At 46.7% G+C, this 13749-nt stretch carries 14 protein-coding genes; 11 read left to right on the forward strand and 3 right to left on the reverse strand.

Going from position 1 to position 13749, the window contains the following annotated elements; genetic code table 11:
• The first annotated feature begins 160 nt into the window (after positions 1-160).
• From CLV98_RS20980 to CLV98_RS21000, 5 genes are read left to right on the forward strand one after another with little or no spacing between them, the layout of a single operon-like run.
• The gene (locus tag CLV98_RS20980; RefSeq protein WP_146202320.1) at positions 161-394 is read left to right on the forward strand and encodes a hypothetical protein; all 234 of its coding nucleotides are present in this window, start codon (positions 161-163) and stop codon (positions 392-394) included.
• A complete protein-coding gene (locus tag CLV98_RS20985; protein WP_109677707.1) occupies positions 391-1590 on the forward strand; it encodes a hemolysin family protein in 1200 nt (399 codons plus the stop codon). The genes CLV98_RS20980 and CLV98_RS20985 overlap by 4 nt, the downstream gene beginning before the upstream one ends.
• An 18-nt stretch (positions 1591-1608) precedes the next feature.
• Positions 1609-2490, forward strand: a complete 882-nt coding sequence (bla, locus tag CLV98_RS20990) for a class A beta-lactamase, subclass A2 (protein ID WP_109677709.1) — start codon at positions 1609-1611, stop codon at positions 2488-2490.
• Between the two features lie 33 nt (positions 2491-2523).
• A complete protein-coding gene (locus CLV98_RS20995) occupies positions 2524-3147 on the forward strand; it encodes an ABC transporter ATP-binding protein (protein WP_109677711.1) in 624 nt (207 codons plus the stop codon).
• Between the two features lie 16 nt (positions 3148-3163).
• Entirely contained in the window at positions 3164-4942 is a 1779-nt protein-coding gene (locus CLV98_RS21000) for an SGNH/GDSL hydrolase family protein (protein ID WP_109677713.1), read from the forward strand.
• 71 nt (positions 4943-5013) lie between these two features.
• Here the strand turns inward: CLV98_RS21000 and CLV98_RS21005 are convergent, their stop codons facing one another.
• Together CLV98_RS21005 and ispF are read right to left on the reverse strand one after the other, a co-directional pair.
• Positions 5014-6153 (reverse strand): amidohydrolase family protein, encoded by a 1140-nt coding sequence (locus CLV98_RS21005; protein WP_109677715.1) that lies wholly within the window; start codon positions 6151-6153, stop codon positions 5014-5016.
• A gap of 56 nt (positions 6154-6209) precedes the next feature.
• On the reverse strand, positions 6210-6704 hold the full coding sequence (gene ispF, locus CLV98_RS21010; RefSeq protein WP_109677717.1) for a 2-C-methyl-D-erythritol 2,4-cyclodiphosphate synthase: 495 nt from the start codon (positions 6702-6704) through the stop codon (positions 6210-6212).
• 299 nt (positions 6705-7003) lie between these two features.
• Here ispF and CLV98_RS21015 point away from each other — a divergent pair, with 299 nt between their 5' ends.
• Both CLV98_RS21015 and CLV98_RS21020 read left to right on the forward strand, forming a co-directional pair.
• Complete coding sequence (locus tag CLV98_RS21015; protein ID WP_109677719.1) at positions 7004-8098, forward strand: MBL fold metallo-hydrolase; 1095 nt, start codon at positions 7004-7006, stop codon at positions 8096-8098.
• A gap of 15 nt (positions 8099-8113) precedes the next feature.
• Positions 8114-8770 (forward strand): HAD family hydrolase, encoded by a 657-nt coding sequence (locus tag CLV98_RS21020; protein ID WP_109677722.1) that lies wholly within the window; start codon positions 8114-8116, stop codon positions 8768-8770.
• Positions 8771-8836: 66 nt separating this feature from the next.
• Here the strand turns inward: CLV98_RS21020 and CLV98_RS21025 are convergent, their stop codons facing one another.
• On the reverse strand, positions 8837-9442 hold the full coding sequence (locus CLV98_RS21025; RefSeq protein ID WP_109677724.1) for a C40 family peptidase: 606 nt from the start codon (positions 9440-9442) through the stop codon (positions 8837-8839).
• 246 nt (positions 9443-9688) lie between these two features.
• On the opposite strand from CLV98_RS21025, the gene CLV98_RS21030 reads away from it, so the two are divergent.
• The 4 genes from CLV98_RS21030 to CLV98_RS21045 all read left to right on the forward strand — a co-directional run bounded on the left by CLV98_RS21030 (position 9689) and on the right by CLV98_RS21045 (position 13709).
• Positions 9689-10300 (forward strand): fumarylacetoacetate hydrolase family protein, encoded by a 612-nt coding sequence (locus tag CLV98_RS21030; RefSeq protein ID WP_109677835.1) that lies wholly within the window; start codon positions 9689-9691, stop codon positions 10298-10300.
• A gap of 44 nt (positions 10301-10344) precedes the next feature.
• Positions 10345-12258 carry a M23 family metallopeptidase gene (locus CLV98_RS21035; protein ID WP_109677726.1) on the forward strand — a complete coding sequence of 638 codons (1914 nt, stop codon included), beginning with the start codon at positions 10345-10347 and terminating at the stop codon, positions 12256-12258.
• 34 nt (positions 12259-12292) lie between these two features.
• On the forward strand, positions 12293-12742 hold the full coding sequence (bcp, locus tag CLV98_RS21040; protein ID WP_109677728.1) for a thioredoxin-dependent thiol peroxidase: 450 nt from the start codon (positions 12293-12295) through the stop codon (positions 12740-12742).
• A 109-nt stretch (positions 12743-12851) separates the two neighbouring features.
• Positions 12852-13709, forward strand: a complete 858-nt coding sequence (locus CLV98_RS21045; protein WP_109677730.1) for a transketolase — start codon at positions 12852-12854, stop codon at positions 13707-13709.
• The last annotated feature ends 40 nt before the right edge of the window (positions 13710-13749 follow it).

The following is a 13749-nucleotide window of genomic DNA, read 5'->3' on the forward strand; positions in this document are numbered from 1 at the left end:
AAGGAGGCTTTTTAGCTCCCTATAATATCTTAGGGAAACTAGGGTCCACTAAATACGGATGGCCAAAATTGTAATGTGTATATTTGGACCATCATTAACTAGAAATAAAAGGAGTGTCGTGGCCATAGAAGGCCCCTTCGTATTAAATTTCGTTCGATTCATGTCTCAAAAATTAATCAGAACCTTGTTGCTCGCCGCTGGTGCAGGATTTTTTGTCCTGTGGATTTTGGAGTTTCGAAGAGCCGGGCTCTTTGCCAGTTATTGGCTGCTGCTTTTAAGTATTGTCGCCTTTTTAACTTTCCAATTTAACCGCCTGAAGCAAGCCGGCACACAGGATCATACCGCTAAAACGACTTCCAACAAAGCAGCGAAGACTAAACCCCGCAAAAGATGAATAGCCTTATATTAATTATTACCATCGTGTTTTTCATGCTGGCGGGCTATTATGGGGCGGTCAGATCGATACTTTCCGAACTCTCGCTGGATCGATATATGATGCGGTACGACAATACCGAAGCCTTGGTGAAGGCCTTGTATTGGCGACGTATCCTCCGCTTAGCACGACTCACGGTGGTGGCTTTTGGTGTATTTTTTGCCGTGATATGCTTGTCGCCAGTGGTTCAGCAGTACGTGCCGATGGAGCCGTGGCTGTATGTACTCACCCTTTTGGTGTCCCTGTCGGTATTGTGGATGCTAAGTTATGTCGGCTGGCTCAAGGTGTCTAGAGTGTTTCCCAGCTTGTTTTCGTTAACTAACTTTCCGGTGCGACTGGCCGAATGGTTCGTGACTCCCATCTATTGGCTTGTGGAGCCTATGGTGAAAGAAAATATTTTGTCTCCATCCTACCGCGACGATGCGGCCTCGGCCGACGACCCCGATTTCGAGGACCATAGCATAGAGGAAAGGATGTTTATCAACGCTCTCGATTTTAAAGACCTTAGGATCCGCGATTGTATGATACCTCGAACGGAGATCTCGGCCCTGAACGTCAATGACTCTATCGAGGACCTACGCAAGACATTTCTGTCCAGTGGACATTCCAAAATCATTATTTACCGCGACTCGGTCGATAATATCCTGGGCTATTGCCATGCCCTGGCCCTGTTTAAAAAACCCAAGGAAATTAGCAGTATTATTACCGCCATCCTGATTGTGCCCGAAGCCATGCCGGTACGGGATCTGATGTTGAAGTTCCTCGAAGAACGGCGCAGCCTTGCCTTGGTGGTCGATGAGTTTGGTGGGACCTCAGGGCTGGTGAGTGTGGAGGATGTTGTGGAGCAGATCTTCGGCGAAATACAAGATGAGTACGATTCTACTGAAGACTGGACCGAAAGGCAGCTAGATGAACATCAATATATACTCAGTGCGAGGCATGAAATAGATTATTTGAACGATAAATATGGATGGGAGCTCCCTGAAGGCGATTACGACACATTGGCCGGGATGTTTATCGATCATTATGGCGATTTGCCCCAAGTCAACGATGTATTGGAGTTGCGCCCTCACCGATTCCAAGTGGTCTCTATGCAAGATACCCGCATCGAGCTGATCAAGATATCGGTAGGACAAGTGGGAGGAAAGAATGACTAACCTTTATAAAGAATCGTGATGCGTATTTTATTCTTGGGAATATTATTTTCTTTCTTCGTAGCTGCACTCCAGGCCCAGGACCTCCGAGAGGCTATATCGACCATTGTGGAGCAGGCCGAGGGTAAAGTGGGAGTTGGGGTGTTAAACGTCCAGCGATCGGAGCCCGTGTATTGGAATGAGAATCATCGATTCCCCATGCAGAGTGTCTTCAAATTTCCCCTGGCACTGGCCGTACTCGACAGGGTAGATAAAGGGGAGTTGGACTTACAACAAGTAGTACCTATTACCAGAGCCGATTTGCCCCCCCATACTTGGAGCCCTATTCGGGACAAATACCCGTCTGGGGATTTTACCCTCACCGTTTCAGAACTACTCCAATATACCGTTTCTCAGAGTGATAATAATGGTTGTGATCTGTTATTCCGCCTTTTGGGAGGACCTGCCCGGGTCGATGCTTATATCAAAAAATGGGTTCCAGAGGGTATTGCTATTGTAGCCGATGAAGCGAAAATGGCTACGGCCTGGGAGGTACAGTTTGGTAACTATGCCACCCCAGTGGCTATGAGCAGGCTATTCCAGCAGTTTTATGCCGGTCAAATACTCTCCGCCGGAAGCACGGCCTACCTGAAGCAAATACTCCTTGAAACCAATACCTGCACGGCCTGTATGAAGGGCTTGCTGCCAGAAGGAGCCAGGGTAGCCCACAAAACGGGTCGGTCGGCTACCAATGCACAGGGCATCACGGCGGCTACCAACGATGCTGGGGTGCTCCTGTTACCGAATGGCCAAGAGGTGGTTGTGGTGGTGTTTGTAGGAGATTCGCCCGCCGACGATCGTACCAGAGAAGGGATAATTGCCCAGGTTTCGAGAGCCGTTTGGGACCATTATCTTCAAAAATGAAGCGTTTTATATATCCAAAATCATTGTAGCGTTTTGCGAATTCAAGTAGAAAATATAGGTAAGAAATTCGTTAGAGAATGGATCCTCAGGGGGGCTAGTTTTGAGCTGTTGCAAGGGCAGTCCTATACATTCGTAGGGCCCAATGGAAGTGGTAAATCTACCTTATTGCAACTCTTAACGGGTATGATGCCCATTTCGGAAGGTAAAATTAGCTATATCCCTGAGAACAAGAAGCCCATACATATCGACGGCTGGTACAAACACCTGGTCATAGCTGCTCCCTATTTGGAGCTTATAGAGGAGTTTACACTTCGGGAGTTGTTTCAGTTTCACTGTCAATTCAAACCGATGAAAGGAGGGATAAAGGCCCCTGATTTCGAGGATTTTATTGAACTTCCGCATGCCAAGCATAAGGCCATCCGTCACTTCTCTTCGGGAATGAAGCAGCGTGTTAAGCTAGGACTGGCCTTTATGTCGGATGTTCCTGTAGTGTTTTTGGACGAGCCCACCAGTAACTTAGACGTCCAGGGAATTGACTGGTACTTACGCCAAGTGGAAGCCCTTACAAAGGACCAGATCTTGATATTAGGCTCGAATGTTGCCCAGGAATATTCCTTTTGTAAGAATATTATCTCGGTTTCATCTTTTAAAAAATAAATCCTTCACCCTTCTTATGAAATACAAGAGCAAGTTACTGTTACATTTCGGATTGTTTCAGCTGATGGTACTGGTAAGCCAGGCCCAAGACCACAAGACGACCTGGTACAATCCAGTAGCTACGGATCGCACTGTATTGGAAGGTCAGGGTTGGGCTGGTGCACAGGACGGGTCTTATAGTCGGCTGCCAGCCAAGGCCAAAGGGGCCGTTCGGGAGGCGGTGTGGAATCTGTCTCAGCAAACGGCCGGTATGATGATTCGTTTTAGAAGCAATGCCTCCGAAATAAAGGTCCGTTATGCAGTAACGGGCTCCATACAGATGCCACATATGCCGGCTACTGGAGTAAGTGGGGTGGATTTGTACGGCATATCCAATGATGGAGTGCAGCTATGGTGTGCAGGTAAATACGCATTTAAGGATACTATCACTTATGAATACACCAATCTGATTGTGGGGGATGGCTACCATAAGCTAGGAAGGGAATACCGACTTTATCTACCCTTGTACAACGGCGTAAAATGGTTAGAAATCGGCGTGGCGGATACCACAAAGTTTGAGGCTCTTCCAGCTAGGCCTGAGGCGCCCATCGTGGTATATGGTACCTCTATCGCACAGGGTGCCTGTGCTTCAAGACCCGGAATGGCCTGGACCAATATATTGAGTCGTAAGCTCGATATTCCGGTGTTGAATCTGGGGTTTTCGGGAAATGGACGTTTGGAGCCCGAAGTAGTGGATCTGGTAGCCGAACAAGCTGCCAAAGTATTTATTCTCGACTGCCTGCCCAACTTAGTCGTCCGCCCCAATGGCCCCGTAAGCCTTCAAGATGTGAGGGAGCGAATCCTGGCCAGCGTACGGACGCTTCGGCAAAGAAGGCCTACAACGCCCATCGTGCTTGCTGAACATGCGGGATATACCGGTGCGGCCATCAATGCGGTGAGTAAAGAATACTATGAGGCCGTAAACCGGGTCATTAGGCAGGCCTATTCCGACTTGTCGGCCGAAGGAGTCGCTCAGTTGCATTTGATACCCATCGAGGAATTTGGGCAAGATATAGAGACGATGGTGGACGGTACCCACCCCAACGACCTGGGTATGATGCGCTATGCCGAGGGCTATGAGCGGAAATTAAGAGATATTTTGAAACAGCCTGTGGGCACCTTTACGACCACCAAGCCAGTGTCGCAACTTCGGGAGTTGGGGGGCTACGATTGGGAACTGCGAAATAAGGCCATTATGGAGTTGAAAAATGCCGCAGTACATACGGTGGTAATAGGCAATTCCATCACTCATTTTTGGGGCGGTCAACCCAAGGCACATATTGCCAGAGGTGAAAAGTCATGGAATAGCACTTTCGGGGAGAAAGGGGTAATCAATATGGGCTTCGGCTGGGATCGTATCGAAAACGTTCTCTGGCGAATCTATCATGGCGCCTTAGAGGGCGTATCTCCCCAGCGCATTCTGGTCAATATTGGTACCAATAATTTGCATTTGAATAGCGATTCGGAGATTGTGGCAGGGTGGAGGTTGATGACTGAAGCTATTCAAAGCCGTCAACCTCAAGCCAAGGTCTATCTGGTCGGTATTTATCCTCGTAGGAAGAACGAGGAACGTGTGCGCGTGCTGAATTCTAAAATGGAGGAGTTGGCTCGGCAAATGAACGTGAAATATGTAAATCCCGGTACCGTTTTTCTGAAGGGTGATACCATCGATGAGGCGCTCTTTACGGATGGCCTCCATCCCAATGAGACCGGCTATAGCTTACTGGGCCAGGCACTTAAGAAAATGATTGAATAGGGCCATTAAGGAAATTATGCCTAAAATCGTGTGAGCCAAGGCGTACTTCCGAAGCGCCTTGGCTCACACGATCAATCCTTTGGAAACATACTGTCGTCGAGTCCGGGGATTATTTTTAAGGCATTTTTATAATACAGTTTTTTGAGCACCTCGTCGGACAATCCTATTCCATACATGCGCCAGAAGGCATGGTATTTTTTATGATAGGGAAAATACTCATCTTCCGTTTCTAATACTCGGAAATAGGTGGCATATTCGGACGGCACCCAGCTGTCTTTTCCAAACAGTACCCGATCCTGGTATTTTTCGAAAAACTTTTTGGCCGTTCGCGGTTGCCTTCCTAGTTCGGCAATCACGGCACCAATCTCCACATAAGTATTGGGGAAGGCGATCATAAGGCTATCCAACATTTTGAGGTTATTGGCATACCAGCCCATATGCGCATTGATGAAGGTGGTTTGGGGGTTGTCGCGAAAAATGGCATGCTGTTCGGCAATGAGCGAGTCGAAAGGGACAGGGTCGGCATCTCCCCTGCGGCGATTGGGGTGTGTTTTTAGCTCCAGCCACCTTTCATTATAGCGATCCATGGGGTCCCAAAAGGAAGGGACATCGGCGGTATGAATGAGTACGGGTATTCCCAAGCTCCCGCATTTTTGCCAGATGGGCTGTAAGCGTGGGTCCGACACGGCTACACGTCGGCCTTTTTCATCGCGGATTCCGCTAAATCCCAGGCTCTTATATATTTTCAAACCTTTGGCGCCCATTCTGACGTCGGCCTCCAGTTGTTTTACCGCTCGTTCGGTCCAGTCTTTCTCTCCAAAGCCCTTGAATTGGAGATTAGTAAACACGGCAATCCGGTTAGAGCCATTTTCGGTTGCGTTTTTAAGTGCACCGTTCAGATGATTGGTACCTTCTTCCCAATCCTGATACCGGCCCCGGCCACTCAGGTTGACCATTATGCCCAGGTTAAGGCTGTCCATTTGTGCCTTTAATTCGTTCAAATCCTGAGTAGGCATCCGATATTGATGGTTATGTACATCGATAAAGGGGAATTTGGCCTTAGTTATGCGATGTTCATCAACTATCAAGGTAGATATAGGATCGTACTCCTCGAATCCCAGAGGTTCTTCCTTTAATGGGCTCCGCTGCGCCCATAGCGGTTCCATCACTGAGATGGTTACAATGCTGGCGAGTAGTAATACTTTTTTCATTGATTATAAAGAATTTGTGAGGAATCGATGGGGCCAGAAATACCTGCCGTATAGGCTTAGGGGGTGGACGAGGGCCTATACAGCAATGCTACGCAATGTGCGGCAATGCCTTCTTGGCGGCCCACGAAGCCCAAAAGCTCGGAGGTAGTAGCTTTTATGGAGATATCTTCTTGGTCTATTTGCATGACTGCCGCCAAACAGGCTTTCATCTCTTCTATAAAAGGGTTGAGTTTTGGAAGCTGCAATACTACGGTAACATCTACATTACCCACCTCGAATCCCTTATGACGAATCATCTCCAGGACCTTGGCCAGTAAAACTTTGCTATCAACGCCCTTCCATTGAGGATCTTTGTCGGAGAAGTGGTATCCAATATTGCGCATGTTGGCCGCGCCTAGCAGGGCATCGCATAATACATGGCAGATTACATCGGCGTCGGAGTGGCCTTTCGCTCCATGGGAATGGGGGATCAGAATGCCTCCCAGCCAAAATGGGCGCCCTTCTTCTAGTTGATGGACATCATAACCCTGTCCTATTCGATATGGAAACATGCTTAAATTGGAGCGTATAATTACTAATTCGGTATATTTACGGGCATTTTAACAAAAGAATTAATGGTCCCGTGCTTTTTTCTTGCACAAGAATCATCAAATTTGGCGGGAAAACCAAGCGTATAGGAACTGCTTAGGGATAAATATTCCGGGGCTATATCTTAATTTTCGCTTTCCCAGTGGTCGGATCACAATTGGTGGGTCCCAGCTGAAGAGCATTCAGGTAGGGGCTGAACTGGCCTAAAACCTATCGTCTAAAGGCCTATTGGAATTAGCAAAATAACTTATTTAAAAAAAATATGATTACAATTTCTATCCTCATTGCGCTAGTTGGCGGGACCGTCTATTGGGGGCTTCATTTGGAGTCGCTAGGCAAGGACCCGCAAGGAGCGAGACAACGGCGCATCGAGCAATCGCCACATTTTCGTAATGGTAGCTTTCATAACCTGACCAATACTCCTGTACAGTCCGATGATGCCAATTATTTTACGTTGCTCAATAAGTTTTTATTCGACAAAAACCCTAAGGTGGCCCCCCCGGCACCTATTCCGTATGTAAAGACGGATCTACAACTGCCTCCTAGCGCCAAACCCACCATTACTTATTTTGGCCATTCTTCGTATTTACTACAAATAGTGGGACATAATATCCTTGTCGATCCGGTATTTAGTGCCAGGACCTCTCCGGTACAATTCTTGGGTACTAAGGGTTTTGAAGGGACGCTGGCCTATGGGCTCGAGGACCTTCCGGCCATACAGTACGTATTGCTTACCCACGACCATTACGATCATTTGGACTATCCGACCATACGGCAATTGGCCAGTAAGGATATACATTTTATCACGGCATTGGGAGTAGGGGCGCATTTGGAATATTGGGGCGTACCAGCTCAGCATATTACGGAGCTCGATTGGTGGGAAGAAACGACCGAAATTGCCGGTTTTAAGCTCACGGCGACTCCAGCCAGGCATTTTTCGGGACGTGGACTCAAGCGTGGTAAAACACTCTGGGCGTCTTACGTACTAGAATCCGCCGAAAATAGACTTTACCTAGGTGGTGACTCCGGGTATGAGCGCCATTTTAAAGAAATTGGAGAACGCTTTGGACCCTTCGATCTGGTGATATTGGAATGTGGCCAGTATAACCGTTGGTGGCCATATATCCATATGATGCCGGAACAGACGGCTCAAGCCGCCCTCGATCTGAAAGCCAAGGTGCTATGGCCCGTTCATTGGGGGAAATTTGCCCTAGCGATGCACGACTGGGATGAACCCGCCAAGCGCATATATTTGAAATCCCAAGCGCTTAATATCCCTTTAGCAATGCCCAAAATTGGCCAGCAGATTGTGCTTGGTGAGGCCATGCCTCATGAAGCTTGGTGGGAAAATATTTAAAAAAATAAGTACAAAATGCCAGAACAACGAGCAGTAATATTCGATATGGATGGGGTTATTTGCCATACCAACCCGTATCATTCGATCGCTTTTAAAGCCTTTTTCTCCAAAAGGAATTTACAGCCTACCGAGGCCGACTTCCAGCAACATATGTATGGGAAGAGTAACAGTTATATCCTGAGCCATTTTTTGGGAAGGCCTATAGAGGGGGAGGATCTGCGGAGCCTCGAAGAAGAGAAAGAGAGTTTGTTCCGTACCTTGTATGCACCGCATATAGAGCCTATTGCTGGATTTCTTCCATTTTTTGAAACCTTGGTACAGCAGTCGGTCAGGGTGGCTGTGGCTACTTCGGCTCCCCGGGCTAATCTGGACCTGATCGTGGGTCAAGTCCCGATATACCCTCATTTAGGGTCGGTGATGGCCAGTGAGGACGTTATAAAGCACAAGCCCGATCCGGAGGTATATCTAAAAAGTGCTGCGAATTTGGGGGTTCTTCCCGAGCAATGCATAGTTTTTGAGGATTCCTATTCAGGAGTGATGGCGGCTACCAATGCTGGGATGCGGGTTGTAGGGGTGCTGAGTTCACATAGCCAAGAGGAACTTCCCCCATGTAGCCTTTATATTGAAGATTATAGTAATATCGATTTTGCCGCTCTGATGCAATTGTTCTAACACACGATAGGCTGAGGCGTTACGAGCTCCAGCCTATGCAAAAAAATAATCGATTCGCCGCCATGATTAGAAGGGCCTCATGGCCTTTACGAAGCGTCCTTTAAAATATGTGGAGAATAGGTTGTCCTCTCGTACTCCCCGTGAGGAGGAGGCATGAATAAAAATGATTTCTTCGCTGCCCCTTACATCTGTTACGATGCCAGCATGCGATACATACCCCTCTTTGCCCGCCTCAGGGACGAAAAATAGCCAGTCGCCTGGGCGAATATCACTAACACTACTGACCTCTCGGCCATATTCGGATTGTTGCCAGGAAATTCGAGGGACTTTTACACCGATTTCGGAATATACCGTGCAGATAAGCCCTGAGCAGTCGATGCCCCGGCGGTCGTTGCCGCCCGCTCGATACGGCGTTCCGGTGTAGTTCCGGGCGGTCTTTATCACCTGAGCGATCTCCGTGGTGGCTGGGGGAGTGGACGCACGTGTAGGGCTGCTCTTTGAAGGTCTTTTGGCTACGCTGCCCTTGGTATTTCTGGACACCGTATTGGTATTGCGGCTATAGGGTGGCGCGGCAGAGGCATTGGAAGGAGCCTTTCTTAGGGTATCGCAGGAGACTATCGTAAAGCATATTAGCAAGAGAAGTAATAGTGGTGTGGAAGAAAATCTAGGCATGAATGAATATTGTTACAAAGCTGTTCTGGAGTTCGTTAAGGATACGTTGAGATCTATTAGCTAACGTTAAAACGGGTAAAAATGATCTGCACGGGGTTATATTCCCTATCCTAAACTGACAATTTTATTAAAATATTCCATAGTACGGGTAAATAATGGTAGAAAAATTGTTGGACTCGAGGCATTGTAAGTAGATTTGTGGCCAGTAAAATATCGATTCATTATACCCAAAAGAATACAGTTCCTATGAAGATTATATGTGTGGGGCGCAATTATACCGAACATATTGCCGAATTGAATAATCAGCAGCCGGATGCACCGGTTATCTTTTTAAAGCCGGAAACCGCGCAGATTAGGGCTGGAGAACCTTTTTTTTATCCTGACTTCTCTAAAGACATTCATTACGAAGTAGAACTGGTGGTGAAGATCAACCGGGTAGGCAAGAATATTGAAGAGCGTTTCGCTCATAAGTATTATAATGAAATAGCGGTGGGGGTGGACTTTACCGCTCGCGACTTGCAGTCGGAGTTAAAAGCCAAAGGCCTGCCATGGGACCTGGCGAAGGCATTCAATGGATCGGCACCGGTATCGGAGTTTGTACCGATTGACCAACTTGGGGATGTTCAGAATCTGAACTTTGGATTGGCTCTAAACGGTGAAATGAAACAAGAAGGCAATTCTTCTATGATGCTATATCGAATTAACTATCTGATCTCGTTTATCTCGAAGTACTTTATGATCAAAAAAGGCGATTTGATATTTACGGGAACTCCTAAAGGGGTAGGACCAGTACAAATCGGCGATAAGATCACGACCTATTTGGAAGGTCGAGAGATGATGAACCTTAACATTAAATAATTACGAGAAGACATTTGTCTTTGGATCGATACTAATTAGCCTTTATGCTCAATAATTTCGGTACCCGGGTACCATTTATATTATTCTTACTTTTTTTATTGGGACTAGCCAAGTCTTCTATTGCCCAGCGACTCTCCTATCCCAAAGGGTATTATTCGTTTCCTATCCGTCCTGGACTGGCCAACAGCCTGTCGGGGGGGCTTGGGGACTTACGTTCCAATCATTTTCATGCTGGCACCGATATCCGTACGCAGCAACGTGAGGGGTTGCCGGTACATGCCGCTGCCGATGGGTATGTATATAAAGTGGGGGTACAAAGGGGCGGATATGGGAATGTACTATACCTACGCCATCCCAATGGCCAAACCACCGTTTATGGGCATTTAAAGGTTTTTGAAGAATCGGTAGCGCAATATGTCCGCGAACAGCAATATGCCCAGCAGAAATTTGAAATAGACCTATACCCTCAGCCAGGAGCATATTCCTTTAAGAAGGGTGAAGTGATAGCGCTTTCTGGAAATACGGGAGGGTCGGCTGGGCCGCATCTTCACTTTGAAATTCGAGACTCTAAGGACAACTATCTGAATCCCCTGTTCTTCGGCTTTAAGGAGGTGGTCGATCGGGCTGCACCAAAATTTGTTAGCTTGGCATTGAGGCCTCTAACCATCGATAGTCGGGTCAATGATACTTTCGAACGCCAGGAATTTAAAGTAGAGAGGCTTAAGGACGGTTCTTATCGTTTGCCTACGGTGAAGGCCACCGGAGTTATCGGAATGGACTTGCAGGCCTTCGATCTGATGACCGGAACGGGGTTTCGTTATGGCCTGCAGTGTGTAGAGGTACACCTGGACGATGAGGAGATATTTGTTTATAACATGGAAATATTTCCCAATGAGGCTACCCGGGAATACAATAATCAGATCGATTATGAAACACGACAACAATCGGGGGACCGATTGTTGAAATGCTACATTCCCGATGGGCACTATTTGGATTTATATAAAACCAATCAATATAAAGGTCGCATCATGATATCCGATACCCTCGAGCATAAAGTTCGCGTGGTGATTTCGGATGCTTATCATAATAGTAGTGAGTTGGTATTTCGAATTCAAGGGGAGCAGATTGATCAAGGCGATTTCAGTAGTTCCAAAGAATCGGAGCCAAGTGTATTGAGCAGCTATGTTCAAGAGAATACCCTACGGGTCGATGCTGCAAACTATCAGAGTGGCAGCCCCATGCTGAAGCTTTACCAAGATGGAAGCGTCATAGATGTGCTGCCCGCTAGCAGCAAAGGTAATAACCTAAGCTTTTTGGTGGATTTAAGAAATAACCTGCCCGACTCGGTGGGAGTGGGCAACAAGATACTTCCGACTCATTTTAAGAAAGCCTTGTATCCAGGGCTACTCCAGCGGTATGATGCGGCCGACTGGTCCATCGCTACGGACAGTTCCAGTCTTTTCGATACCCTCTATGTGAAAGGAGGGAAGCAGGGAGGTCGGCTTAGTATTAACGATAATGGGGTTGCCTTGAGAAGTTACGTAAAAATAACCTACCGACCCGATGTACTACCTGATAAGCTTGAAAAAAGCCATGTTTATCGGTATTCTGCAGGAAAATATAGCTATGTAGGAGGGGAATGGAAAGATGGGGTTATCGTCTTTACAACGAGAGAGTTAGGTGATTTTGTGGTCCGAGTAGACAGTATACCGCCAAAATTGCGAGTTATAGAGCAAAGTAAAGGACGAATAGCGGCCTATATTTCGGACGGCGATTCGGGGATAGACGATTTTCGAGCCGAAGTAAATGGAGAATGGGTGCTGCTGAATTATGAATATAAAACGGGGCTGATATGGTCCGACAAATTAGACAAAAACAAAAGTTTTGATGGAGAGCTTTACATTAAAATTACCGATAGGGCTGGAAATAATACTATCTTGCGAACTGAAATAAAATAAAAAGCGCACGCTGCTAAAAAACGAAAATAGCAATATGTCACTTGAAATTGGGAATAAGGCTCCGGAATTTACCGGAAAGGATCAAAATGGACAAGAAGTGAAGCTCTCGTCCTTCAAAGGGAAAAAGGTAGTTTTGTATTTTTACCCTAAAGACAACACCCCGGGATGCACGGCTCAGGCATGTAATTTGAGGGATCATTACGATAGCCTATTGGCAAAAGGCTATGTAGTGCTAGGGGTTAGTGTGGACGATGAGAAATCGCATACTAAGTTTATTCAAAAATTTGACCTCCCTTTCCCACTCCTGGCCGATACCAGCCACGATATTGTGGAAGCCTATGGGGTGTGGGTAGAGAAGAACATGTATGGTAAAACCTACATGGGTATAGCGCGCACAACCTTTGTGATCGATGAAGAAGGGACTATTATCGAGATCATCAAAAAGGTAGATACAAAAAATCATACGGATCAAATTTTAGGGTAAAAGGACTTAAATAGAGTCCTATGATCGAATCTTAATAAACGAGTTTTACAAAAAGCCTATTGGGCTGGAAGCTCTTTCCACGACTATATTTAAAACAATCATTACAAAGATGGAAATTGAACAATTAGAAAAAGTTGCATCTCAGGTTCGTAGAGATATTTTACGCATGGTTCACGGTTGCCAATCGGGGCACCCGGGGGGATCTTTAGGCTGTACCGACCTATTGGTAGCCTTGTATTTTGAGCAAATGAAGCTTAAAGAGGAAAACGGCAGTGTAGTATTTGATATGGATGGAAAAGATGAAGACTTATTCTTTTTATCCAACGGGCACATTTCCCCAGTATGGTATAGTGTGCTAAGTCGTAAAGGCTATTTCCCAGTTTCAGAAATGGCGACTTTCCGTAAGTTAAATTCTCGGTTGCAGGGGCATCCTACCACGCATGAGGGCCTCGACGGTATCCGTATTGCGTCGGGTTCCTTGGGACAGGGTATGTCGGCAGCTATAGGTGCTGCTACGGCCAAAAAACTCAATAAGGACACCAATACGGTATATGTATTGATGGGTGATGGCGAGCAACAGGAAGGTCAGGTATGGGAGGCTGCCATGGCGGCTCCACACCTTAAAGTTGACAATCTAATAGCCGTTATAGATCTTAACGGACAACAGATAGATGGTCCTACTATAGAAGTGATGGACAACAGAGACCTAGGCAAAAAGTATGAAGCTTTTGGATGGGAAGTGTTGAATATTGAAGAGGGTAATGACATGGCAGCCATCGTAAAAGGACTTTATGAGGCCAAGTCGCGCTTGGGGCATGGGCGTCCGATCATGGTGCTTTTGCATACTGGAATGGGTTACGGCGTCGACTTTATGATGGGCTCACATAAATGGCATGGTATAGCCCCCAACGACGATCAGCTGGCGGCAGCGTTGGCACAGTTGGAGGAGACCATGGGAGATTACTAATCGCCGTATAACACGCCCCATGGGTTATTAATATTTTCAA

The sequence above is a fragment of the Dyadobacter jejuensis genome, assembly GCF_003149085.1.
Taxonomy (GTDB): domain Bacteria; phylum Bacteroidota; class Bacteroidia; order Cytophagales; family Spirosomataceae; genus Dyadobacter; species Dyadobacter jejuensis.